This is a genomic window from Leeia speluncae, from assembly GCF_020564625.1.
GTDB lineage: Bacteria > Pseudomonadota > Gammaproteobacteria > Burkholderiales > Leeiaceae > Leeia > Leeia speluncae.
This window is the reverse complement of the sequence record NZ_JAJBZT010000001.1, coordinates 134,324-158,340: the sequence shown is the minus strand read 5'-3', so window position 1 is coordinate 158,340 and position 24,017 is coordinate 134,324. Positions and strand designations below refer to the sequence as shown.

General features: G+C 44.9%; 23 protein-coding genes. 16 read left to right on the top strand and 7 right to left on the bottom strand.

Annotation, left to right across the window (positions count from 1 at the left end):
* The first annotated feature begins 260 nt into the window (after positions 1 to 260).
* Both LIN78_RS00715 and LIN78_RS00710 read left to right on the top strand, forming a co-directional pair.
* Positions 261 to 1,664, top strand: coding sequence for a purine-cytosine permease family protein (locus LIN78_RS00715; RefSeq protein ID WP_227177495.1), 1,404 nt, complete (start codon positions 261 to 263; stop codon positions 1,662 to 1,664).
* Between the two features lie 29 nt (positions 1,665 to 1,693).
* Complete coding sequence (locus LIN78_RS00710; protein WP_227177493.1) at positions 1,694 to 2,470, top strand: SDR family NAD(P)-dependent oxidoreductase; 777 nt, start codon at positions 1,694 to 1,696, stop codon at positions 2,468 to 2,470.
* A 92-nt stretch (positions 2,471 to 2,562) separates the two neighbouring features.
* Here LIN78_RS00710 and rlmF read toward each other — a convergent pair whose 3' ends face one another.
* Together rlmF and LIN78_RS00700 are read right to left on the bottom strand one after the other, a co-directional pair.
* A complete protein-coding gene (gene rlmF / locus LIN78_RS00705; protein WP_227177491.1) occupies positions 2,563 to 3,570 on the bottom strand; it encodes a 23S rRNA (adenine(1618)-N(6))-methyltransferase RlmF in 1,008 nt (335 codons plus the stop codon).
* A 58-nt stretch (positions 3,571 to 3,628) separates the two neighbouring features.
* On the bottom strand, positions 3,629 to 5,569 hold the full coding sequence (locus LIN78_RS00700; RefSeq protein WP_227177489.1) for an ATP-binding protein: 1,941 nt from the start codon (positions 5,567 to 5,569) through the stop codon (positions 3,629 to 3,631).
* A gap of 284 nt (positions 5,570 to 5,853) precedes the next feature.
* On the opposite strand from LIN78_RS00700, the gene LIN78_RS00695 reads away from it, so the two are divergent.
* On the top strand, positions 5,854 to 7,470 hold the full coding sequence (locus tag LIN78_RS00695; protein WP_227177487.1) for a methyl-accepting chemotaxis protein: 1,617 nt from the start codon (positions 5,854 to 5,856) through the stop codon (positions 7,468 to 7,470).
* 9 nt (positions 7,471 to 7,479) lie between these two features.
* On the opposite strand, the gene LIN78_RS00690 is transcribed toward LIN78_RS00695, so the two are convergent.
* Both LIN78_RS00690 and LIN78_RS00685 read right to left on the bottom strand, forming a co-directional pair.
* Positions 7,480 to 8,469: a cation diffusion facilitator family transporter gene (locus tag LIN78_RS00690; RefSeq protein ID WP_227177485.1), complete on the bottom strand. Its 990-nt coding sequence runs from the start codon at positions 8,467 to 8,469 to the stop codon at positions 7,480 to 7,482.
* Position 8,470: 1 nt separating this feature from the next.
* Complete coding sequence (locus LIN78_RS00685; protein ID WP_227177483.1) at positions 8,471 to 8,770, bottom strand: ArsR/SmtB family transcription factor; 300 nt, start codon at positions 8,768 to 8,770, stop codon at positions 8,471 to 8,473.
* A 160-nt stretch (positions 8,771 to 8,930) separates the two neighbouring features.
* Here LIN78_RS00685 and LIN78_RS00680 point away from each other — a divergent pair, with 160 nt between their 5' ends.
* The gene (locus LIN78_RS00680) at positions 8,931 to 9,755 is read left to right on the top strand and encodes a prohibitin family protein (RefSeq protein ID WP_227177482.1); all 825 of its coding nucleotides are present in this window, start codon (positions 8,931 to 8,933) and stop codon (positions 9,753 to 9,755) included.
* A 78-nt stretch (positions 9,756 to 9,833) separates the two neighbouring features.
* On the opposite strand, the gene LIN78_RS00675 is transcribed toward LIN78_RS00680, so the two are convergent.
* Positions 9,834 to 10,742 (bottom strand): LysR family transcriptional regulator, encoded by a 909-nt coding sequence (locus tag LIN78_RS00675; RefSeq protein ID WP_227177480.1) that lies wholly within the window; start codon positions 10,740 to 10,742, stop codon positions 9,834 to 9,836.
* Between the two features lie 148 nt (positions 10,743 to 10,890).
* Here LIN78_RS00675 and LIN78_RS00670 point away from each other — a divergent pair, with 148 nt between their 5' ends.
* The 10 genes from LIN78_RS00670 to LIN78_RS00625 all read left to right on the top strand — a co-directional run bounded on the left by LIN78_RS00670 (position 10,891) and on the right by LIN78_RS00625 (position 20,295).
* Positions 10,891 to 12,078, top strand: coding sequence for an MFS transporter (locus LIN78_RS00670; protein WP_227177478.1), 1,188 nt, complete (start codon positions 10,891 to 10,893; stop codon positions 12,076 to 12,078).
* Between the two features lie 84 nt (positions 12,079 to 12,162).
* Positions 12,163 to 13,689, top strand: coding sequence for a DUF945 family protein (locus LIN78_RS00665; protein ID WP_227177476.1), 1,527 nt, complete (start codon positions 12,163 to 12,165; stop codon positions 13,687 to 13,689).
* Positions 13,690 to 13,864: 175 nt separating this feature from the next.
* Positions 13,865 to 14,437, top strand: coding sequence for a hypothetical protein (locus tag LIN78_RS00660; protein WP_227177474.1), 573 nt, complete (start codon positions 13,865 to 13,867; stop codon positions 14,435 to 14,437).
* The gene (locus tag LIN78_RS00655; protein WP_227177473.1) at positions 14,434 to 15,498 is read left to right on the top strand and encodes a fused MFS/spermidine synthase; all 1,065 of its coding nucleotides are present in this window, start codon (positions 14,434 to 14,436) and stop codon (positions 15,496 to 15,498) included. Before LIN78_RS00660 ends, LIN78_RS00655 begins: the two co-directional genes overlap by 4 nt.
* A complete protein-coding gene (locus LIN78_RS00650; protein WP_227177470.1) occupies positions 15,495 to 16,196 on the top strand; it encodes a hypothetical protein in 702 nt (233 codons plus the stop codon). Before LIN78_RS00655 ends, LIN78_RS00650 begins: the two co-directional genes overlap by 4 nt.
* On the top strand, positions 16,189 to 16,578 hold the full coding sequence (speD, locus tag LIN78_RS00645; protein ID WP_227177468.1) for an adenosylmethionine decarboxylase: 390 nt from the start codon (positions 16,189 to 16,191) through the stop codon (positions 16,576 to 16,578). The genes LIN78_RS00650 and speD overlap by 8 nt, the downstream gene beginning before the upstream one ends.
* A 101-nt stretch (positions 16,579 to 16,679) precedes the next feature.
* On the top strand, positions 16,680 to 18,005 hold the full coding sequence (locus LIN78_RS00640; protein WP_227178288.1) for a GGDEF domain-containing protein: 1,326 nt from the start codon (positions 16,680 to 16,682) through the stop codon (positions 18,003 to 18,005).
* A 76-nt stretch (positions 18,006 to 18,081) separates the two neighbouring features.
* Entirely contained in the window at positions 18,082 to 18,561 is a 480-nt protein-coding gene (locus LIN78_RS00635) for a GFA family protein (protein WP_227177466.1), read from the top strand.
* A 44-nt stretch (positions 18,562 to 18,605) separates the two neighbouring features.
* A complete protein-coding gene (locus LIN78_RS00630; protein WP_227177464.1) occupies positions 18,606 to 19,790 on the top strand; it encodes a M20 aminoacylase family protein in 1,185 nt (394 codons plus the stop codon).
* Between the two features lie 109 nt (positions 19,791 to 19,899).
* Positions 19,900 to 20,295: a GFA family protein gene (locus LIN78_RS00625; protein ID WP_227177462.1), complete on the top strand. Its 396-nt coding sequence runs from the start codon at positions 19,900 to 19,902 to the stop codon at positions 20,293 to 20,295.
* A 30-nt stretch (positions 20,296 to 20,325) separates the two neighbouring features.
* On the opposite strand, the gene LIN78_RS00620 is transcribed toward LIN78_RS00625, so the two are convergent.
* Positions 20,326 to 21,375, bottom strand: a complete 1,050-nt coding sequence (locus LIN78_RS00620; RefSeq protein WP_227177460.1) for an RNA methyltransferase — start codon at positions 21,373 to 21,375, stop codon at positions 20,326 to 20,328.
* A 158-nt stretch (positions 21,376 to 21,533) separates the two neighbouring features.
* Here LIN78_RS00620 and LIN78_RS00615 point away from each other — a divergent pair, with 158 nt between their 5' ends.
* A complete protein-coding gene (locus LIN78_RS00615; protein ID WP_227177458.1) occupies positions 21,534 to 21,926 on the top strand; it encodes a lysozyme inhibitor LprI family protein in 393 nt (130 codons plus the stop codon).
* A 358-nt stretch (positions 21,927 to 22,284) separates the two neighbouring features.
* The gene (locus LIN78_RS00610; RefSeq protein WP_227177456.1) at positions 22,285 to 23,070 is read left to right on the top strand and encodes a hypothetical protein; all 786 of its coding nucleotides are present in this window, start codon (positions 22,285 to 22,287) and stop codon (positions 23,068 to 23,070) included.
* A 73-nt stretch (positions 23,071 to 23,143) separates the two neighbouring features.
* On the opposite strand, the gene aroE is transcribed toward LIN78_RS00610, so the two are convergent.
* The gene (aroE, locus tag LIN78_RS00605) at positions 23,144 to 23,986 is read right to left on the bottom strand and encodes a shikimate dehydrogenase (RefSeq protein ID WP_227177454.1); all 843 of its coding nucleotides are present in this window, start codon (positions 23,984 to 23,986) and stop codon (positions 23,144 to 23,146) included.
* Positions 23,987 to 24,017: the final 31 nt, after the last annotated feature.

Genomic DNA, 24,017 nt, shown 5'->3' with positions numbered 1-24,017 from the left:
AGAAACCAGTTTTCTCACACCGACATGATTGGTGAGATCACATATTGATGTCAACCGTATGACGATTAATGTCCAATCACTCGTTAAAACGATCAATTCAATGTCTTTTTTTTGTCGCTTGCCAAAATCTGATAGTGCCCTCTACTTGCTTCACCTAAATTTTCATCGACCAATAGGTCATCTAAAAGATGTACGTTCTTTAAGCAAAATTCACGAAGCACATTTATCAACGTATTTGAGACATCCGCACGGGAGAGAGCATGGATATCGAAAATAGAAGTATTGAGTTCATTCCAGAAAATGAACGTTATGGCTCTGCCAAGCGCCTATTTACCATTTGGTGTAGTGCCAACATGCAAGTGACCACCATGGTGATTGGTGCACTAGGTATTGTGGCAGGATTAAACCTAGGCTGGACATTCATTGGTCTGATTTTGGGTAACTTGATCGGCTCCATCTTTATGGCCGCCCACTCTGCACAAGGCCCTCATCTGGGCATCCCACAAATGATTCAAAGCCGCGCGCAGTTTGGTGTGATTGGTGCAGGCGTTCCTCTGGGCATTGTGGTACTTGCTTACATCTTGTTTACCGCTGCAAACGGTGTCGTGATGCGTGACTCGATCAAAGCGGTAGTTCCTGTATCCGACAATAACGCGATTATCCTGTTTGGTGTACTGACGCTAATCGTAGGCTTTATTGGCTATGAACTGATTCACAGACTTGGTGCGTGGATGAGTGCATTTTCTTGCGTGCTCTTCATCATGGCAGCTTACATTGTGCTACAAAAAGGACTACCCGCAGGTGTATGGGAAGTCTCTGCACATACCTTCAAATTTGCGACTTTTGCCTTGGTAGTGACACAAGCAGCATCTTGGACACTCGGTGCAGGTCCTTATGTAGCAGACTACTCACGCTACCTGCCTAGCAATATTTCTACCAAAGAAACTTTCTGGTACAGCTATCTGGGAATTGTTGTCGGTTCTGGTGTAGTGATGCTGCTAGGTGCCATTATGGCCGCTGCAGCAATGGATGTAATTACCGATCCAGGTAGTGCGATTGCAAATCTGTTCCCTGGGCACAAACAACTAGCCTACTACGTCATCATTATCGGTGTACTAGGTTGGAACGTGATGAACCTGTACAGCTCGTACATGTCTACCACCACCATCTTTACCGGCTTCAAAGGCGCACAACGTATTGGCATGATGACCAAGTTCATCATCATGGCGATTGTTGCAGCGATTGTTACTTGGATTGCCATCGCCGCCCAATACAACTTTGGTGCTTACTTTAGCGATATTCTGATTGGCCAAGTGTATGTGCTTGTGCCTTGGAGTGCGATCAACTTGGTTGATTACTATCTTATCCGCAAAGGTAACTACAGTGTGCCAGCGATGTACGATGTAAACAGCATCTACGGCAAAGTGAACTGGAACACCCTAGCGATCTACGGTGTATCCATCATCGCTCAAATTCCATTCATGGAACTGTCTTTCTACAAAGGCCCAATCGACAAGATCGTTGGTACAGACATCTCTTGGATGCCAGCACTGATTATCCCAGGCGTGCTGTATTACCTAATCAACCGTAACAAACAACTGCATTTAGATACCGAAAAAGTCGGATTTTCTGAAGGTAAGTTGGCTTATGAATCAAAGCGTTAATTCAGACGTTAATTAGGTGAAAGAAACAGATGTCTAGTATCCCAGGAAAACTCGCCGGTAAAGTGGCCCTGATCAGTGGAGGCGCCAGCGGTTGCGGCGCCGCCGCTGCCAGCCTGTTTGCAAAAGAAGGTGCCACGGTTGCCATTATTGATCGCAACTTAGAGATGGCACAAACCTTAGCAGCAGAAATCCGTGATGAAGGCGGTGCGGCCAGTGCCTACTATGCCGATGTCTCCAAGAAAGCGGAAGTCAACGAAGCAGTGGCCGCTATCCATGCGCGCTATGGCGATGCAGATATTCTGTTTAACCATGCGGGTACGCTAATCGTCAAACCCTTTCTAGAGATTCTAGAAAGTGAATGGGATTGGCTAATGGGCGTTAACGTCAAAAGCATGTTCTTGATGACGCAAGCCGTGCTGCCGCAGATGCTCAGAAAAGGAAAAGGTAGCATTGTTTGTACCTCTTCCATTTCTGCCGTCTGCGCCACACCAGGCGAAGTGCTATACGACGCAACGAAAGGAGCTTGCCACATGTTTGCGCGAGCCATTGCCATCGAATATCGCGACCGCGGAATTCGATGTAATGCGGTTGCACCAGGCTTTATCCGTACACCACATGGCATTAAAGAGTTGGAAGATTTGCAAGCGATGGGCGTAGATGTCAGCGAAGAAGCCATTGTTCAGCAGCAAGGCCGCTTGTGCGAACCAGCAGAAGTCGCCAAAGCTGCCCTATTCCTCGCGTCTGACGATGCCAGCTTTGTCAATGGCACCCATTTGTTTGTCGATAACGGATTTTCAGCGCTGTAAGCGTTTTTAAACCAGTTATCAAAGTTTGTAGTTGAAGTTGTTGGGGCTCGCGCCATCCGGATTTATTTCCCTCCGGGTGGCGTTTTTTTTGCTTAATCCGCTGACTCCTCTGCAGGCTGCTCTGCATCCCAATAAAGCGGCATGCTGTCTTCAAACTGCCAAGCAAGCATCCGGCTGGTTTTTTGACCTTGCTTCATTTCAATCACCAGTACCTTCGTGGCACCTTCTTTTCTTAGCAAATGGCAAAGCCCAGGCAAGGTTTCTTTGCTAGAAATCAGAGAAGTAAACCAACCACATTGGCGAGCAAAATGCGGGCTTTCCATAATCATGCGCTCAAGGAATTGCTTTTCACCACCAGGGCACCACAATTCATTCGACTGACCACCAAAGTTGAGCACCGGTGGAATATTGGCGCCGGCACGTCGGTTGGGTTGCTTACCCAATTTACGCCATTTTTCGCTCGCCACTTCATTGGCCTCTTCTTCAGAAGCATGGAATGGCGGGTTACACATCACAGCCGCAAAACGGTCACTGCCACGGATCACGCCATCTAGTACCGATTCGGTATATTTCTGCTGACGCAAATCGACATGCTTGGTGATCTTGGGGTTAGCTTCCAGAATAAACTTGGCGTTACGAAGCGCTAGTTTATCAATATCGCTCCCCACAAAATGCCATCCATACACTTGATGCCCCAATAGTGGGTAAATCAGGTTTGCACCGGTGCCAATATCTAAAATATGTGGTGCAGGCTGGCCTTTAATCGGTTCATCAGGGTATTTGATCAGGTCTGCCAAACAATGCAGATAATCCACTCGTCCAGGAATCGGCGGGCATAAAAAGCCTGGTGGGATATCCCAGTAATCGACCTGATAATAGTGTTTCAATAAGGCTTGGTTTAGCGTTTTAACCGCCACGGCATCGGTGAAATCAATCGTCGACTCACCCAGTGGATTAGGTCTAACAAATGCTTCTAATGCCGGAACAGCAGCGACCAAGTCATCCATTGGATAGCGAGCTTGGTGCAAATTCCTTGGATGTAAACTATCGGTTTTATAGACTTTTACAAAGTCTGGGAGTCTTTCTCGGTCGTAGCGCATGCAGTTTTCCTATCTATCTAACCGATGATTATACCCTAGCAATGAGCATCTCTTAGTTTCATCCGTTAAGTTGAGTTAGCCATTTGCTGATGGTATGAATTAGCACATCAATTTTGACTGGTTTTGCCAAGTAATCATCCATCCCAACGGATAAACAATGTTCTCTATCTTCTTTAAACGCATCAGCGGTTAAGGCAATAATGGGGTGTCGCGGAAGATGATTCATTGCTTCAAATAATCGAATCTGTTTTGTTGCTTCAAACCCATCCATCACGGGCATTTGGCAATCCATCAGCACCGCATCAAACACCTCATGGTTGTTAATGCGGTTGACTGCAATTTGCCCATCTTCTGCACAAATCACCTGAAAACCTTCTTTTTCCAACATGGTTTTAATGACTAAGCGATTTACCGGATTATCTTCAACCAGCAAGATGGTTCGATTCGTCACATCGTCTACTTCATCTACATTAGCCACTGCGTTAACGAGTGATTCATTCTCTGTCGTAATAAGGTTCTCTTCACTTTCCATTCTTTTTAGACGGATACAAAACCAAAAACGAGACCCCTTACCCTCTTCGCTTTCTACGCCGACATCGCCTTGCATTTGCTTTGCCATGTTTTTCACAATGGATAAGCCAAGCCCGGTTCCACCATATTTACGGGTGGTAGAGGAGTCTGCTTGCGAAAACGGCTGAAACAACATGGCACATTGTTCTGCGGTTAAACCAATACCGCTATCACGTACGGATATTTCAATAAGCGCCTCTTCATCATCTGCTGTTAATTCGTGTCCTTCAATGCGAATAAAACCGGTATGCGTAAACTTTAGGGCATTACCAATTAAGTTCGATAACATCTGTCGAATGCGGGTGATATCTCCTTTGTATTGATACCCCTGTGGGCCGCTCCATTGACAGGTTAGTGTTAAGCCTTTTTGCTGAATACCATCATGAAAAATTCGAATAGTCTCGTGCATGAGTTTTGTCATATCAAATGACACTTCTTCTAACGCCATTTGGCCAGACTCAACTTTCGACAGATCCAAGATATCGTTTAGCAGCGCTAATAGTGTTTGTCCTGAAGACAAAATCACTTTTGCGTAAGATTTGCACTCTTCTTCTGTGAGTTGCTGGTGCAATAAGAGTTGAGCCATTCCCAATACGCCATTCATTGGGGTACGGATTTCATGTGACATCGTTGCTAAAAATCGGCTTTTCGCGTGGTTGGCAGCCTCTGCAGCCTCTTTGGCTTGGCGAAGAGCTATTTCTGCGGCCTTCAGTTCAGAGATATCCCATGCATTCATTTGAATAGCAGGCTGACCAGAAACCGGATCGGTGACCCAACGAAAATCAAACCCATGCCAAATAGGTCCCATTTGGGTATTTAAAATAGCTTCTGCAGAATAGTCTTTTTGTTTATTTAATTGTTGCAGGGTTGCATCTGCATCTGCTTGGTTTAGAAAGAATCCCGCCAACTGATCATATGCAGATGACTCACCCAGCACGCCAAATGATCTCACTGCGGAAGGATTTTTCATCATGCAACGGCCAGCAGAATCAAAAAGCGCAATGTTTAGCCGTGTGTACTGCACGGCCTCTATCCCTCTTAAAGTACTAGGGTCTGCCGCATTACTTAATAAAATACCTTCGTATATCAACCCAATCGCACCGTCAGGTAATAACACGCTAAACCCATGAGCGCTCACCGTCATGGGTTGTCCATTGGGATATAAAGTCCATTGTTCTTTGGTGGTTTTACCACTTAAATGAGTTTGGTGATCTGCGCGTAATCTTGTTTTTGATGTTTCTGATAAGTCAGAGAAATCTCGTTGAAGCAAGTCATTTACATCTGATGCATTCCAAATGGCGGCTGCAGACCGATTTGCCCAATACATTTTCTGATTCGTGACATCAAAACACCACATCGGTGTCGCAAGCCATTCATAGGCCGCCAACATTTGGTATGAAATAAGCGTGTCAATTGATGACTCGGACATTAGTTACCCAATCTGCGATAAACGACGCGCAAAACACATACAACTTATTAAGCACTATATTTACTTAGTATGGTTTATTTTTGATTAAAAACCTTGCCACTTATCAATCTTTTATTCAACAGAAAACAACATTCATTTTTTCTACTTTCTATTGATCTAAAGCAGTTATTTTCCCTAGGTTCATCTTGAAGTTATCCATCATATTTCCTATAAAGGATAAAAGATGCCCTCTGGGTTTTATAAAGGCACATCATTCTGTTTGATCAATCTTGCAAGGGGGCGCTATGCGCATCGCAACAAGGACAATTTTCACCTTTGGAATTAGCTTAGGTTTACTCTTACTGGTGGGGATTGCTGGCGTAGTATCTGCATACAAAATCGAGCACTTACTCATTGAGTTTTCGGATAACACGGTCCCAAGTCTGGTCACTTTAGAGGAAGCAAAAGCAGAACTGCTCACCGTTCGCACCAACATTCTTAGTCACATCATGACAGAAGATGCTGCGAAGAAATCTGCATTTGAAGCCAATATCAAAACAGCGAATGACCAATTAGACAAGCATCTAAATTTTTACAAAGACTCATTAATTTCTAATACGGATGATGAAAAGTTAATCAAAGCAGACATGCAAACTGTGAATGATTATCGTGCGGTGTTAGAGCAAGTCCTCGCCAAATCAAAAGCAAATGATCAGGCGGGCGCAAAAGAAATAGCAGCAAATGTTGCCCCGCCAAAAATTAAGGCGGTGATTGGGGCATTAAATGAACACATCGAATTCAATAAAAAACTGGCTGAAACGAATAAAGCCGTCGCCATTTATGATGCAAACTTTACCATCCTCATGATTGCAATTGGTGTCGTGTTTGCTTTTGTACTAACCCTATATTTTGCTTATCGGTTGTATCGCATCATTACCCAAGGTTTAAAAACACTGCAATCGACAGTGAGCAATGTCAGCTCATCTCTCGACTTTACGCTACGTGCAAAATCAGACTCACAAGACGAAGTGGGTGAAACCGTTGAGTCGCTAAATCGATTGCTCTCTCATATGCAGAAGAATTTAGGGGAAATCTTGGAAGGAGCGCGTTCAGTAGCAAATAATGCAAGACAAATGCGCGACACAGCCAATCAAGTCTCTGTATCAAGTAATACTCAAAGCGAAGCCTCTGCCAATGTCGCTGCCACCGTTGAAGAGATGACGGTCAGTATCAACCATGTGTCAGAACAAGCAGAAAGCTCATTGTCGCTTGCCAGAAATGCCGGTGATCAAGCACAAAAAGGCTCTAGAACCATCAGCAGCACCGTATCCGATATCAAGCAAATTGCGATGACCGTCACAGATACGGCAGGATCAATCCGTGCATTAGAAGAGCAAAGTGTACAAATCGGCCAAGTGGTTTCGGTGATTAAAGAAGTGGCGGAACAAACCAACCTATTGGCGCTAAACGCGGCGATTGAAGCTGCTCGTGCAGGTGAGCAAGGTAGAGGGTTTGCAGTCGTGGCGGATGAGGTACGTAAGCTTGCTGAACGCACACGTACTTCAACACAAGAAATTGCTAGTACGATTGAAACGATGAAGCATCACTCTCAACATGCGGCAGAACAAATGGAAGCCACAGTTGAAATTGTGAATAGCAGTGTATCGAGAGCAGACACTGCAGATGCGGCGATTCAGGCGATTGGACATTCTGCAATGAGTACAGCCGATACCGTAGAAGACATTGCATCAGCCATTAAAGAGCAAAGTGTCGCAAGTAATAATATTGCGGTGAACATTGAACGGATCGCTCAAATGACCGAAGAAGCCAGTGCTGCGGCAGAAGAAACCGCCGCAACGGCAAGCATGCTTGATGAATTGGCCAATAATCAGATTCGGATATTGCAGCAATATCGTTTGTAAGATGTTTCACTAGTGAGCGTGATGGGCATGCGTAGGATGATGCCCATCATCTTGATGGTCATGCGAATGGCCTTCTTCATGAAACACACAATGAGCAGACAAAGAGGTCCTCTCTAGTTGTAACGTTACATGGCTGATTTGGAAGTGGCTTTTCATTAGTAACGATAGCTGGTTTATATCCTCGTCTGTGCCACCATCCGGCATCACTAGCTTTGCTGTCAGTGCTACTTCCGTTGTACTAACCGGCCAAACATGTAAATCATACACTTGCCGAACCCCAGGATGAGCGGCCAACGTGGAGGAGACTTCAGTTAGGTCAATCGATAAGGGCACAGATTGCATCGCCATTTGCAGCGACTCTGTCAGCAACTTCCATGTCCCCTTCACTATCACCGCCACAATCACCACACTTAGAATTGGATCAATCCGGTTCCAGCCAGTGAGCGAAATACCAAATGCGGAAATCACCACGCCAACCGACACCAAGGCATCCGCAAGCATATGTAAATAGGCGCCACGAATATTAATGTCATGATCACTATTGCTTGCAAATAACCAAGCCGAAAATCCGTTAATCACAATCCCGATCGCAGCGACGACCATCACCGTTGTACTCGCGACTACTGGCGGCGAAATTAAGCGATCAAATGCTTCCCACAAAATGGCGCCGCAAGCCAACAGCAAAATCACCGCATTGAGTAACGCCGCCATGATCGATGCGCCCCGCCAACCGTAGGTATAACGTGAATCAGGGATTTTCTTCACAAGAAAAGTTGCGCCCCACGCCACCAAAAGTCCAAGCACATCGGATAAGTTGTGACCAGCATCTGCCATTAAGGCGGCTGAATTGGCTAGCCAGCCATAAATAAACTCGACAAAGACAAACAGCGTATTCAGCACAATGGCCAATACAAACGCCTTACCTAGTTTTTTGGGTAATTCATGATGATGGTGATCATGATGCGCATGGTCATGCTGGTGATCGTGTGAATGTCCCATTTCAATGCTCCTCATCTGGTTCATCAATGTGGGTCAGCATCCCCGCTAACATGTCAGAAATATGCTGATCTGCCGCCGAATAAAAGACCAACTTCCCTTGTCGTTCCGCTTTTAGCACCCTCGCCGCCCGCAATAAGCGCAGGTGGTGGCTCACCAATGAATTACTTAGTCCGTTGATGGTTGCAATATTACTAACAGAAACTGGCTCTTCTAGGCAGGTCAGCACAATTTTTAATCGCGTACTATCTCCTAGTAAACGAAATAAGTCAGCAAGGACGACGACATGTTGATCAGTTGGCATGATTTATCAAACAAACAATTGAATAGTTGTTCATATGTTATATAACAACAGATCATTCATCAAGTAAAACAAAACCCTACGCTTAACATTGCTTTACATATAATTTCAGGCAAAATGACATTTGCTTATAGCGGATAAATACTGAAAAGGAAGAAGGACTATGGCAAATGCAGTAGGCGCAATGATTGGTCGTAAGCTACCAATTATCATCGCAGCGGTTTGTATTGGTATCGTTGCCAACGCTAGCTTTTACACAATTAATCAAGGCGAAAGAGGTATCTTGCTACGCTTTGGTCAAATTCAAAATATTGAATCGGAAGGCCTACACATGAAGGTCCCTTTCGTCGATACCATTATTCCTGTTGATGTCAGAACATTAAAAGCGGAGAGCCCTGCCGATGCTGGTACAAGAGATTTGCAGCGCGTCTCTACTAAAGTGGCGCTGAACTATCACTTAAATGCAGATGCGCTCCGTGATACCTATAGCCGTGTCGGTTTAGATGTAGAAGGCAAAGTCATTGATCCACGTATTCAAGAATCGGTCAAAGCCGTCGTCGCTCGGTATTCAGCAGAAGAATTATTAGCCAAGCGGGATGATGTCAAATCTGACATTGAGAACCAATTGCGCGCCCAATTGCGTAATTACAATATTGCGTTAGAAGCGGTACAAATTACTAACTTCACCTTCAGCCACTCTTTTGATGCAGCGATTGAAGCGAAACAAACGGCAGAACAAAATGCACTAAAAGCGAAAAACGATTTGCAGCGGATTGAAATTGAAGCGCAGCAAAAAATCACGATGGCAAAAGCAGAAGCAGAAACCATCCGTATTCAAGCAGAAGCGATTCGCGCACAAGGTGGTCAGGAATACGTTCAGCTAAAAGCAATTGAGAAATGGGACGGAGTACTTCCTCAGGTGAGTGGACAAGCAACACCATTCATTAATCTTAGCCCTAAAGTTGGTGCCGCGGCAGCCTCTCAATAACTGGGCATTCTTTGCACTACCCCTGCCCCGCTCAAACGGAATCTCGCACTGAGTGGGGCAATTTCGTAAAAACCAACATTAATTTGCGTGACTATTTGCAGGTCTTAATGTTCTCGCTAATGTCCTAGCTGCCTCTAGTAACATTGCTTTAGCAGGCGATTGTAGCTTCCCTGGGCGATACGCCATCATGATTTCCCAATACCATTTTGGTAAGTCTGTCACATTTAACCGAACCAACGTCCCCGCATTTAACTCTCGAATCACGGTGATTTCTGGCATAAAAGACACAAACCCTTGCTCCATCACCAATGCCCTTGCCGCACTGGCTGGCGCCACTTTGTGCAGTGGCATCGCTACCGTGCGTAGCCGATAAATACTGGCAATGAGCGTATCGCACTCATCGTCCCAATCTTGTGGGGCTAAGCGATACCCCACAATATCAGCTAGTTTCAAATTCTTGCTATTCGCAAGCGGATGGCTTGCCGCCACCACACAGATGATTGGGCTTTTCCAAAGCATTTCTAATTGTAGCCCTGCAACCGCAGGCGCATCTAAGACAAAACCAACTTGAACCGTATCGTCTAATAACTCTTTTAACAGTTCGCTCGTATCACCAGTGGTACACGCAATTTCGATTGGCGCATCGGCAAGCGCGGCCAGTAGTGGAGAAAACATGGTGTGCGCTAAAGAAGGCAAACTGCCAATCGTGATCCTTGGTGTGGTTGGCGCACCTTGCACCGCCAGTTTGCCATCATTGATTTGAGCCAATGCTTTTGTCACATGCGGCAGCAACATCATACAGGCAGGCGTCGCTTTCACCCCACGACGATGCCGTTCAAATAAAACCGCACCAAAATAGGTTTCTAACAATCCAATCCGCACGCTAATTTGGGGTTGCGAGCAGCCCAGTTTAGCAGCTGCCTTACTAAAGCTACCTGCACTTGCCACCTCTTGCAGTAAGGTCAGATCATCAATAGAAATAGTCATAACAAATCTTAATAGAATCTATAACAGTTAATGGTATAGATTATATCTAACAACCCACCTAGACTGGCAAGCATCACCACCTGACCGATTGATCAAGATGCAACGCCCTACACTAAGACAAAGCCTGCCAAATGCGCTAAGAAAGCGGATGCAAAAACTAGTTATCATTGATAACTTGTTGGTGTTTATTGGTTTTTATATTCTTTTTCCGATTCTCACCGTCCATTTTGTCAATCAACTTGGCATGTCAGCTACGGTTGTCGCGGTAGGGTTAGGGCTAAGAACAGGTATCCAACAAAGCCTTACCGTTTTTGCTGGCGCGCTGGCAGATCGTTTGGGTGCCAAGCCATTTATTACAAGTGGGCTAGCACTTCGTGCGGTTTCTTTTCTGTGCTTTGCACATGCCACATCGGTTTGGTCTCTTTGGTTTGCCTGCCTCATTGCGGGATTAGGTGGCGCGCTATTTGATTCACCAAAAGGTGCTGTCATTGTCAAACTGACCAGAGCCAATGAACGGACAAAATTTTATGCGCTAATGGGCACCCTCAGTACCGTCGGCACGGCTGGTGGCGCAGCACTTGGTGGTTGGTTGCTCGTCGTTAATTTTCAATGGGTTTGTTACGCAGGTGCCGCCGCATTCTTATTAGCCTCTCTTCTCACCGCCTTCTTTTTACCGCCCTTTAGAGTGGGCGTAAAACAAGCGCATTTACTATCCGGACTTCAGAAGGTCTGGCAAGACAAGTGGTTTGTCCGCTTTTCGCTACTAGGTTCTGGCTACTGGTTTTTATGGCTACAAATGATGTCGACCATGCCGCTGCTGGTGATTCGAATCACCGGGCAGCAGACAGCAGTATCTTGGATGTATACGGTAGAAACCATCCTTACCCTTTCTTTGCAATATCCAATCGCAAAATGGAGCATTGGCAGATGGGCTAGTGATGCTCGCTTACAAACCGGCATGGGGCTAATGATTGCCGGATTACTCATGCTGAGTGTGACATCATCCGCTTACCTATTATGGCCTGCGCTCGTCGTCTTTACCTTAGGGATTGTGATTGGAGACCCTGCATTGCAAGAATCCATCGCCCACCATACTGATCCTAAAATGCGTGGCGCCTATTTAGGTTTTAACGCAATCAGTATGGCAATTTCTGGCAGCGTAGGATATGTATTAAGCGGTTGGCTGTACCAACAGTCTATCGAGTGGCAGCGCCCTGCGCTCTCTTGGATAATCATCAGCCTAATTGGCGGGATTTGTTTGTACTATTTGTACTTGCTTTGCCGTCAGCCAAAAACAGACAAACCTGTTCGTGCAATTGCCCAACCGCAACCCTAAGTAGATTTAACAGTAATTTAACTAGCTTAAAACGGTGACATTGGCATAAAATTAACGGTTAGCGAATATACAGGATACCCTGAAATGAAAAAGCTCCCGTTAATTGGAGGCCTTGTTGCCGTTGTTGCACTAGGTGGTGCTGGTTCCATTTACTATGCAGGCCAAAAAGCTGAAACTGAAATTAAAAATGCGCAAAGCGAATTTCAGAAAGAAGTGATTTCTCTACTAGCGGGAGATAGCATTTCGATTGTCGATACCAAATATAATCGCAGTTTTCTGTCTTCAGACAATCAGTTCACGATCTTGATTCGCGATGGCATTGATGCGTCGGGTAACGAAAAGCCCCCCGTCAAACTCACGATTAAACAACACATCAAACATGGTCCATTACTCAATACTGCCACTGGCTTTAAAACCGGCTGGTACCATGTGGATTATGATCTAGACTTGCCTACGCTATTTGCAGAAGTGGCAAAATCAGATGCGGCATTTGCTAACTGGATAAGCAAACATCCAAAATGGGTGAAATTAGGTTATACCGTTGGTTTAAATGAAGACCGCCACGTTTATCTAAACACAGAGGCGCTGAATGAAAAAACGGCAATGGGCACCTTTGAAATAGCGGCTGCCTCTCAGCAATTTACTTACACCAAAGCACAAGATCAAATTGAGTTTCACTTCGAGCTACCAAAGTTAGCAGTCAACACAACGGGTAGTAAACAAGAAAACATCCTGCTCGAAGGCCTGGTTTATGATGGAAAAACTGAACCTGTGGAAGGTAAATTTAATCCACTAGCCGGCAATAGCACACTAAAAATTGCATCCATTAGTGCGTCAGGAATGAAGCCAAGTCTACCGCCAGCCTTCCCAATTGAAGCCCCAGCTTCAGACACCGCAGAACCAGCTGCCAAACCTTACTCGGTGAAAATGGATAACCTAGCCTTCACCTATAAAGGCTTGCTAAAAGATGGCTTCTTTGACCTAAGTTATCTATATGAATTAGGTAATTGCGAGAAATGTGATGAGCTAGCCATCAACCAAAAACCAGTAAAATCTGCCAAATTTGGCATGGAACTCAACCATATTCATGCAGCCTCTATTAGCGGGTTAAATGAAACGATCGCAAACCTTTATAAGACGATGTTAATCGACACGATTAAATCAAAAGGCAAACCAAATACCGATCAACTGACCGCGCAAATGGCGGGCATTGGCATGGTAGCGTTAACTAACTTGACGACCATTGCTAAAAATGACCCGTCTTTCAAGATCAGTACCGTCGAAGTCGAGACTAAAGACGGTGCCAAAGCCAATATGTCTGCGTCTGCTACCCTTAAAGGGCTAACGGATATGGATATTTCTGGCGGCAACCCAATGGCCGCATTGAAAAAACTTTATGCAGAATCCTCTGCCAACTTTGATTGGTCGTTAATTCCGAAAGAAGTATTAGCGAATCCTAGTTTGGATAAACTTATCAAAGCAGGATGGCTGAAAAAAGAAAACAATCACCTCCTACATTCATTTAAGTTTGAAGGTGGCAAGATTACGATCTTCGACAAAACCTACCAATCTATTGCGGAACTAGAAGCGGCAGCGGTTCAAATGCAATAATAGTTTCCCCTCCCCCTAGTGACTACCAGCGATTCATTAGGGGGGCCAACCGTGACTTAGCATTTTTCACAATCATCGCTCATCCCTGATTGCTTTCATCAAAATTCTATTGAATAGTCTGCAGCATACTTATATTCTGCTGTAATAAATTCATTGATTAAACGGGAGTAATCGAATGAAAAAGCACCTCATTGCCATTCTATTAGGGTTAAGCAGCACATCCGTATTTGCCATTTCCGCAGCAGAGATTAGTACCGTCAAAGCATCTGATCAATTGGAATGGAAAAACGGTGACAAAATGATGTCGATCAAGATTGAAACCGTGAATACCATCAAAGAACCAGACGGCAGCACTTGGTTTATTGCCAATGGTAAAACAGCAGACGGACAAATCATTAGTTGGATGTTAGACCCTACAGGTAATGGTGAAATTGGGCTGATTGGTAAGCGCATGAAACCCAAAGAGGCCGGCTTTACAAAAAAAGATGTCTTCCAAGCGGATAAAAAGGGGCAAGGAAGCATCACCTACAACGGCGTAGAGTATGAATATAGTGCCGACGATTCCGACGATGTAAAATTTATGGAAACGCCATCTAGCAGCGAAGATGAGATTTCTATTTACTCTTTTGTCTCTAAACAAGACGATGATGATGGGTTAATGGTCATCGAATGGGACGATGATAATCTGGAAGTCTTAGAAACAGAATTTCACGAAAACGCAGAGTTAACCTTAGTTTCTGCAAAATGAGTACACCTTTTCCGCCTAGGGGGGCCGTCCCCCTACTGCCGACATTGCGTCCGGGGTGTTTTCATCTAGGAATAGAGCCACTCCCCACTGACACGCCTGTCTACTGTGAAGACACCTCAGACCCTGTCGATATATTTGGCTTTAGAGCATACCGTGTACTTCATTCAGAACAGACGGACTTTCAAAATGTATTGATTGCCGACTTAGTCAACTTAGGTAGAGCACTATTTTTAGATGGCGTACTGCAAAGTTCGGAATACGATGAGGCGCTTTATCATGAGTCACTCGTCCAACCAGCCTTATTAGCATTAGACAACCCACGTGACGTGCTGATTATTGGTGGCGGTGAAGGCGCGACACTTCGTGAATCGCTAAGCCATCCGTGCGTGAAAAAAGTCACCATGGTGGATATTGATCCGAAAGTAGTTGCAGCCTGTGAAAAACATCTGCCTACTTGGCACCGCAATGGTTTTCGCGATCCACGGGCAAAAGTTGTCCATACTGATGGCCGCGCCTTTGTAGAAAATGATGATAGCTTTTACGATCTCGCGATTATCGATGTCGTCGATATGTTCGATAACGGCCCTGCACAACGGATTTATACCAAGCAGTTTTATCAGCATTTAAAAAAGAGACTGCGTCCGAATGGGATTGTAGTTGTTCAAGGCATGGAGTTTTCACATGTCGACTTTCAACAGCACTCTGCGCTGGTGAGAACACTACGCACGGTTTTCCCTCAGGTCCATAGCTATCAAGTCGCGATACCATCCTTTTTATCCCCTTGGGGCTATGTGATTGCATCCGATTGGTTTGACCCAAGAGACTGGACGCCAAGTAGATGGGATGCACGGTTAGCGAAGCGATTAGGTCAAGATGCTTTACAACATTTAGATGGCGACTTTATCTCTCGCTCCTTTATGTTATGCAAAGAAACGCGGCGATTATTAGCAATGCCCGGCCTAGTTTTGTCTGATGATGAAAAATATATTCACCCAACGGAAGTAGAGGACATCACAGAATCACTTCCGGTTTACCCTGCCCGCAAGGAGCAAAAACGTTGAGTTTTCATATCCTTACTCCAGAAAGTTTAGAAGCTAGCTTGGATGCAAGCATTCGTTACCAGCTATCTGAGGGTCAAAAAAACGAACACCCCGATACGATTAAAGTATTGTGTATTGAGCCCACAGAAGAAACGCCTCTTGATTGGTTAAATGCATCTTCTCCTTTCCGTTTGGATTTGCAATTTAGGAATGTACACTTAACGTTACAAAACCAATCGGCAGTGGTGATTGCACCAGAAGCCATGAAAACAGATGCCTTAAACGCCATCGCTGGCTTTTATGTACTGCTACACACCATCGAACGGATTGAGGAGCAATGCAGGCATTTTCAACATCTTCTCAAAACGGGCACGCAAGCACTAAGCAAAGGCGATGATATCCCCATGCTTAAACAAGCCATTGCAGATAGTACAAAAACGGGGCTGCAATTTTTAGCTGTAAAGCGTCGGCTTGAACTTCCATCTGGCACTGGACCAGCCAGCCTTAGTGATAAATGGCGAACAGAACTCGCCACACAAGCCTTACTATTTGATCGTGTGTCACGAGTAGAGCATGAGTTAGAGTGGTTACACGAAGGGCTATTAGAATTACTAGATAGCAAGAAAGAAACCCACCGTTTCCACCTAGAATCGATGATTGGGCTAGTAATTATTCTGATCCTCATTATTGAGTTTACCTACAGCTACTTAAATGACTGATCCATATTTATATTTCTCCCGCAAAAATGGTCGTTTGTATGCGGGTACGCATTTGCTTGTCGATATGTGGGGTGGGCAAGGCTTAACTGACATCGATTTTGTAGAAAAAACACTAATTGATGCGGCCAAAGCAGCCAATGCCACGGTACTGCATAGCCATATCCATCCCTTTGAATCTTCTGGTGGTTTGTCTGGCGTTGTAGTATTAGCTGAATCGCACATTTCTATTCATACATGGCCAGAAAGCAACTATACGGCGATGGATATTTTTATGTGTGCATCCTGTGATCCTTACTTAGCCATCCCTGTTTTACAGCAGGCATTTCAACCAAAAGAGATCAAAGTAGAAGAAAAACTACGTGGGGAAGTGAATTCAAAATAATTTAAATTTTGATCAATTCCCCCTATTTTTCGACCATGACAATTTGCTAATCCGGTGCTAAGCTGAAATGGACTATCGCTTTAAAAGTGAGCTTGTCCACGATGCAAGTCAATGCGATTTCCCTAAAAATCCGCCTCATACTCAGTATGGTGTTACTGAGTATTTTTTCTATTGCAACTGTTGGCTGGTTTGCTCATGCGCAGTTAATCAAGCGGTTCGACGAAGGCATTGCCAATGATGTGGCCATGCATATCAATAAAGGCGTTTCAACCTATATTGCCACCTATGGTTCTTGGGAAGAGGCTGAAAAAAAGGAAAGTCTATTTCACTTCCTAGAAAAGCATCCTGAAATAACCCATAAACCGCATTCAGATGAGGAAGGTTTATTTCATCTATTAGGTAGCAATACCTTATCAAAAGAAATTGATGATACTGACCATAAATTATCGATGTTATCAATGCAGTTTCATTTGTTTGATCCGCAATTCAGGTCACTAGTCGACCTCCCCCCGTATCGACGTGGTTTTACCGTATTAGACGAAGATCGCAATAGCTTAAAACCAATCTTAATGAATGGAAAAGTGGTCGCTTATTTTCTGATGGCGAAGAATATAATTCATTCACCGGTCGATGATGCTTATGCTGCATTGATTCGAAACTCCTTAATTACCGGCAGTATTGTAGCGGCACTCATGGCACTCGTTGTCGGTAGCCTAATGAGCCTTCGTTTAGTTAGGCGTTTAGAGCAGTTAACCGAGGCCGTTAATGCCATTGATACAGGACAAATGAATCAATTTGTCGAACATGCCGGCAATGATGAAATTGGCAAATTAGCGCAAGCGTTTAATCGCATGAGCGAGCGTTTATATTTGGCGGATAAGCATTTAAGAGAATCCCACCAACAAATTGAAGAACAAGCGAAGTTACTGAAAGAGCAAAGCTTCCGAGATCCGCTAACTCGCTTATATAACCGCCGGTATATTGATCAAACAGGAACAAAAACATTTGAACACGCGGTTCGCCTAAACCAACCCTTTAGTGCAATGATCGGGGACATCGACTTTTTTAAATCGATTAATGACCGCTTTAGCCATGCGATTGGAGACCTAGTCTTGCAAGAAGTCGCAACCATTTTGTTGCAACAAACCCGCACAACCGACATTGTGGCAAGGTATGGCGGCGAAGAGTTTGTGATTTTATTTCCTGAAGTGGCTATTTCTAAAGCAGCTTTCTGCTGCGAGCAAATTCGCTTAGCCATTACCCAACATAATTGGCAGCCTATTCATCCAGAACTACAAGTCAGTATTAGTATTGGCTTAGCTGAACACACCGAAGAAAACTCTTTATCTACGCTGATTCGTCATGCCGATCTGCGACTATACAAAGCAAAATCCAATGGCAGAAATCAAGTCGTCAGCCTAGATTAGCCCTGCTCCAGCATAGTCAGATACACTAATCTCGGCTAGACTCGATGTTTTAATGGCTTAGTCGGGTATATCTGCAATGAGTGAAGCGCTACAAACATGGGAAGGTCAATGCCAATGCGGCGATATTCAATACAAGGTAACCGGTGAAGCCTTAACCTTGTTTGCTTGTCATTGCACTGAATGCCAAAAACAATCTTCCAGCGCATTTGGCATGGGATTATGGGTTGAACAAGAGTCAGTAGAAATCTCTGGCAAAGATCTAAAAAGCTGGACGCGCAAATTACCATCTGGGCGCGAAATGGAATGCCTATTTTGTCCAACATGCGGCAGTCGCTTATTCCACCACGGTAAAGGGCAAGAGGATTTAATCAGTATAAAAGCCGGTACGTTAAATCAAACCAATCAACTACAACCGGTGGCGCATATCTGGACCAAAAGTAAACAGCCATGGGTGCAATTACCAGATAACGTCTTGCAGTACCCAGAAAACCCAGAAAATTTTGCCGATATGATTGATGCTTGGCATGAATCACAAAAAAAAGAAGCCAGTGCCTAAACGGTTTCAGTCATTGAATCCGTGCCGCAAAAAAAGGAGCATCTATGAGCCATCCACATCCCTGTCTGCCTGGTATAGCGAATATCAAAGATGAAATGGTCGCTATTCGCCGTCAAATTCACGCGCATCCTGAATTAGGCTTTCAAGAAGAGGCCACCAGTGAACTTGTCGCCACCAAACTGCAAGAATGGGGCTATGAGGTGCATCGTGGTTTAGGTAAGACAGGCGTGGTGGGCAAACTTGTAAAAGGTACAGGAACGAAACGCTTAGGCATCCGAGCAGACATGGATGCGCTCCCTATCGTTGAAAAAACAGGTCTCGAATACGCGAGCAAACACCATGGAAAGATGCATGCTTGCGGGCATGATGGTCACACCGCCATCTTATTAGCCGCAGCCAAACATATTGCAACAGAAAGCACGTTCGATGGCACCTTACACCTTATCTTCCAGCCTGCTGAAGAAGGAATTGGTGGGGGTGGCGCAAGACAAATGATTGAAGACGGGCTATTTGATTTATTTCCTTGTGATGCCGTCTTTGGCTTACACAATATGCCCGGCTACTCCAGCAAACAAATCGGCTTTTTGCCAGGCCCTTTTATGGCATCTGCCGATACCATTCGCGTCACTTTACGCGGTAAAGGTGGCCATGGTGCCATTCCTCATAAAGCAATTGACCCGATTGTGGCGGGTGCCTCCATCATTACCGCCTTACAAACCATTGTTTCTAGAAATATTGATCCATTTGAACCGGCGGTTGTCACGGTTGGGAGTTTGCATGCAGGGGAGGCCTCAAACGTCATTCCTGAAACCGCCCATTTACTGATGACCATGCGGGCGATGACGCCAGCAACCAGAAAAACCTTACAAACCAGAATTCAAGATCTGATTCGCCTACAAGCGGAAAGCTTTGGCTTAAGCGCAGATATCCAATTTGAAGATCCCTACCCGCCCGTGGTAAACCATGCCGCGGAAACCGCATTTGCCAAACAAGTTTTAGTCGATTGGTTAGGGGAAGACCACCTCATCCCCGATCTAAAACCACTGATGGGCGCAGAAGACTTCGCCTATATGTTAGAACAAGTACCTGGTTGCTTCTTATTTGTTGGTAATGATGGGGAAATGGGTGGTGGATGCATGATCCATAACCCTGGCTACGATTTTAATGATGAGGCGCTGCCACTTGCCGCTAGCTACTGGGTTAAGCTAACAGAAGCCTTTCTCAAATAAAACGGACAACACAGTCTTCATTTGTCTTGCATGCGTCCTTCTTTAGTATCGCTGTTTTCGCATAGACCATGCACACTCAAACCAACCCTACACATTATCGAGGAACGCAATGAAAGGAAGTTGTCTTTGCAAGCAAGTGACTTTTGAGGCTAAACAACTTTGTACGCCGATATCGCATTGCTCTTGCTCCACCTGCCGAAAATCTCATTCAGCGGCCTTTAACACGGCGGCGGGGGTGAAACCGGAAGACTTTCAATGGCTAACAGGGGAAGATTTACTGACGGGTTACGAGTCTTCAAAAGGGAAAGTGCGCTATTTCTGCAAAGTATGTGGCTCACAACTTATCGCAAAACGCGAAGGCGCTCCTCATTGGGTATTACGGGTAGCAACGTTAGATGAGTCGCCCAACCAAACACCTGCCGCACATATTTTTACTGCAGAAGAAGTCGATTGGCTCTGCTACAACAGTGATATTCCTCGTTATCCGGGTTGGGGAAATAAATAGAGAAAGTAGCTAGCCTCTATTTGCCCAAGACTAGAGTAATTTGGTATGTCGTTTACTTAGGCGGCTGATATCAATCGTATCCGCCGCTCTTGCTCTTAGCTGACCACAGCCACCATCCACATCTTGCCCGGCAGAATCTCTCACCTTAGTCAAAATATAATAGCCTTGCAGATAGCGGCGAATTGCCTCGACCTTTTCTGCTGCTGGGCGCTGAAAATGATCCCCCTCTACACTGTTGTAAGGGATAAGGTTAAGCACGCCATATTTCCCTTTTAACAAACGGAGAATCCCTTCAATCTCTTCTTCGGTATCATTAATCCCCGCTAATAGCGTCCACTGATACTGAATCGGGTAGCCCACACTTCTGGCATACGCCTCCCCTGCTTCGATTAAGTCCGCAGGTTCATACCTAGGTGCATTTGGCAGTAGTTTGGCGCGTAAATCTGCTTTGGTTGTATGAAGAGATAAGGCCAATGCAGGTTTTACTTGTTGTTGCGGGAGTTTTTCAAATACCCGTGGATCCCCAACAGTAGAGAGTACTAAGTTTTTATGCCCAATATTGCCATCGGTGCCGAGGTAATGAATGGCGTCGAGTACATTGTCTAAATTATGAGCAGGCTCTCCCATACCCATAAACACCACTTTTTTTACAGGGCGGATGCGTCTGGCGAGTACGACTTGCGCCAACATTTCTGCAGAGCCAAGTTGCCTTAGTAAACCGGATTTCCCAGTCATGCAAAATGTGCAGCCGACAGCACAGCCCACTTGGCTAGAAATACATAAGCCATCTCGGGGTAGCAACACGCTTTCTACCAGTTGCCCATCCGCCAAATTCACCAATAAACGTAAGGCGCCATCTTCCCCTTCATGTTGAGACTGGATACTTGCAAGCGCTTCCATTGTGCTGGCAATGGGAGGCAAGCCTTCTCTAACGGATAAGGGAAAATAATCGTTAGCACGTTGATGTCGCGTGCCGGTATCTAAAGGCAGCCCTTTTAACCACGCGCGATTAATTTTGCCAATATGGCAAGGACGCGCGCCAATTTCGGCTAGCGCTTGGTGAAATGCTTGAATACGCATGAAGATCATCCAGATAACTGCAGCTAGATGAATCTACCTGCTATCTGTGTAATTTTACCCGATCTGCTGGCGGTCAGCCATGATCATCCAAATAATTAAATTGGCATAAAATCCAAATGTCATTTATAGTAAAATCATCTCCAAACAATATCATACGCATGAAAAAATCCACTGTTTATACATTCTTTGGCCTTACGCTTCTGTTGCCAATATTCACCACACAAGCGGCATCGAAGGCGGACGAATTGTGCGGGTCAAAAGATGATCAGGTGACTTGCCTTGCCAAAGAGCAAGCGAAACTCGACAAGCGCATGACAAAGACGCTATCTGAAATTAGTCACCAGCCTAAATTTGCAGGACAACATGTAAAAGTACTAACGGCAAGCCAGGCCGCATGGAAAACCTTTGCAGTCAATTATTGCAAAGCCTACTCAGGTGCATTTGGTGCAATCGCAGAACAAAATGTGCAGTACAGCTTTTGCTATTTCGATAAATCCTACGCGCATCACAACGAGTTAAAAGATCTTGGAAATTATTACGGTGAGGATTAAGTCATGTTTAACGTCAGCGAAGCTCAACATAAACTATGCACTTATAAAATTGTCATACTTCCTCCTTATACTACAAAGAAAATGATAAATAAAAGAAGCTTTCGTATTGCATTGAACTAAAGCGCATACAGGCGAATATCACAGGTTAATGCCATAGAAAAAACACAAAACTGACCAACCATTCATTTGCAAAAAAAGCATTTAGCATATATAGTTAAATACATTGACATAATGACTTTTGCATTATCGTTAAAATTGAATCGCACATCCATTCTGTGAACCGGTAACCAATAGACTTGCCTGGTACGTTCATGATCAAGACAGGGATGAAGCCAAGACTAGCAACGAGGAATGAGGAATGAGTCAGTACTTCACCGAACGACACTGTGAATTACTTTGGAATGCTTTCTTAAAAGTACAAACCCATCGAAATACATTGTCTGTGGACGTAGGTGGCTTTACTCATGCCCGCTTTGCCAGTGGTGCATACCGATTTGGTCCAATGCAACATGACATTAGCACGTCTCCTGATGCGCGTAAGTTCCTTCAGCAAAATGGTTTTTCGATGATCGATATTATTGATTTATCGCATCAAGGAGGCTTGCCAGAAGATAGATTAGCAGCGCTTAACCAGACGTTATCCAACATTTCTGATGCAAAAATCAATGCATTTTCAAAACTGCAGTTTGAGCAGATGCTAAAAGCGTTTTCCAGATGGCTATTTGCTATCCAGCAAAGAAGTAGCGCTCATGCAGAGGCTATTTTGAACAATCTGGCATTGAGTATTGGTTTGCTAGATGACCAAAACCAGCATGGTACTTACGGAGAACAGTTAATAGCGTACTGGGCGGGAGACCCCTTTACTTGCCCCGGAACAAGCACCCCTATTCAAATCACCAAGATGCCAGATATTGAAGACCTTCGCCGCTATCGTTTGAATACAAAATATGGCGCGGAATACCCCGAGATAACCAACCAGCGGATCGATCATATCCAAGAAGTATTAGCAAAGGTTGAAAGAACTTGCGAGGCAGAAAGAGTGCATAAATTTCACCTTAGCAAAGCCTCTAATGAAGATCAATTTGAGTCGAGTACACAGTACTCGCTAGACTTCACAGCGCCACTCGCCATAAAAATTAACTAAGACGAAGGCAGGTCTCCCTAGACGGCACGACATCTTCTCCTTGTCGTGCCGTCCCCCGCAAGGGGTGAATTTACTAAAGATGTAAATTCTCCAACGCGGCTCGCATCACACTCGCATCTGGTCGAAACCCTGTCCAATACTCCACACCTAGCACACCTTGCTGCACCAGCATTTCTAAGCCATCTACCGTTTGGCAGCCCACTTGTTTGGCTGACTTTAAAAATGGAGTTAATGGGGGGTTATGAATCCCATCTGCCACGACGAGAGACGTAGATAAACTGCTGACATCAATTTCAGGCATCCCATCCACATCTGGATACAATCCAATAGAAGTGGCGTTGATTAGAATGTCTACGCCTTCTGGTACTGAAAATGGCTTATCCCAGAGGATAAATTCACTCGCTGCAGAGGTATGTTTACTGAGGTGAGTCACTAACTCTCCGCCTCTACTTGCACTACGGTTAATCACCAAAATTCGTTTAGCCCCTGCTAATGCCAATTCCACCGCAACCGCCCTGGCTGCGCCGCCGGCCCCAAGCAATGCAATCGTTTTACCTTTAGGGGAAATTACTTTTTGAAGCGCAGAGACAAAGCCTCGTCCATCGGTGTTTTCGCCAACCCAGCGATCGCCTTGGCGAACAATGGTATTGACCGCACCGATTAACCTGGCTGACTTGCCTAACTCATCCAAATGGGAAATCACCGCGACTTTGTGGGGAATAGAACAATTAAACCCTCGCCAACCCATGGCTTTTGCGCCATGAACAGCATCAGCCAGCGCATAAGGAGAGACTTCTAAATTGACATACAACCAATCCAAACCAAGTTGTTTATACGCAGCTTCGATCATCACAACAGTCGGATTTTCGGCGGCAGGACAAGCAAACGAGCCGGTGATTGGTTTCAAGAAATTCATTTCAGTTTCCCTTGGGTTTGGTATAAATGCA